At 30.0% G+C, this 1017-nt stretch carries 2 protein-coding genes; both read right to left on the minus strand.

Annotated elements, in window-relative coordinates; genetic code table 11:
• Positions 1–170: 170 nt before the first annotated feature.
• Positions 171–314 (minus strand): tyrosine-type recombinase/integrase, encoded by a 144-nt coding sequence (locus ACFO5Y_RS02680; protein ID WP_197105384.1) that lies wholly within the window; start codon positions 312–314, stop codon positions 171–173.
• A gap of 234 nt (positions 315–548) precedes the next feature.
• Positions 549–887: an integrase DNA-binding domain-containing protein gene (locus ACFO5Y_RS02685; RefSeq protein ID WP_197105385.1), complete on the minus strand. Its 339-nt coding sequence runs from the start codon at positions 885–887 to the stop codon at positions 549–551.
• Between the last annotated feature and the right edge of the window lie 130 nt (positions 888–1017).

The following is a 1017-nucleotide window of genomic DNA, read 5'->3' on the forward strand; positions in this document are numbered from 1 at the left end:
GAATCTTATCGAGCAGAATCTGCAGAAAACTAATTGGCAAAAAGTGCCGATTTCTACTTGACGTTAACATCACCCTGGGGAACATTGGTATTTTCCTAATACTTGATTCAGTTTTGGGTCTACTTATCATAATTGTAGACCAATTGTTTTGTTTAGGAAATGTCATTGTTTTATTTTATATTGATTAGTTCATTTTCAAAATCAATATCATTCCACGTTAACGAACATAATTCAGATACCCTCAAACCTGTTCTTAAAAGAATATAAAACATTTGTGAAAATAACTTATCTTTACTCTTTTCTTTTTCGAACAAAAATTCAACAAACTTTTCTTACTATTCCTTAGTTAAAGATACTACTATCTTTTCTTTAAGCTTATATTGTTGGTTTATATCTTTTAATATACCAGAACATGGATTTTTATAAATTAAGTCATCATCTACGGCAAGCGAAAATACCTGGGATAGTACAGCTATTAATGTACGAATTGTTGACTTACTTTAGGTTTTTTCTTTAATAAACTCTATCATAAATCATTTTATATCTGACTATTTTATTTTTGAAATTTCCCATTCTCCCATATAATTTCTTATATGAGTATTATAAAGACCTATATAACAATCTTTAGATGTTGGGCGTAATCCTATTTTCGTAGAGAACCAGCTGTTATAAACCTGATTTAGCTTTACTCCCCTACCGCTACTTCGTATTCCCATTAGCATCTTCTTTTGCAACTGTTCCTCTTTTAATCTTAACTCCTGTAAAGTTTTAGCGTACAAATACTTTCTTTTGCCTTGATCATCAATCCATCTGTATTGATACCCATTTTTTCGTTCACTTTCCCTGTTTCTTAGGACTAAACCTTTTGAATTTTTTCTTCTTTTCATTCGACTTCCTCCAAAATATTTAAAGAAAGCTGATAATATCATTATAACTTTATATAGAGTTGTATATTGTATTTTAAAAAGGGGCCAAAATTTTAGGAATTGCAATTGAAAATGGGACCACCTGTCAGTG

Origin of the sequence: Ruoffia tabacinasalis, from assembly GCF_042652985.1 — a bacterium.
GTDB lineage: Bacteria > Bacillota > Bacilli > Lactobacillales > Aerococcaceae > Ruoffia > Ruoffia tabacinasalis.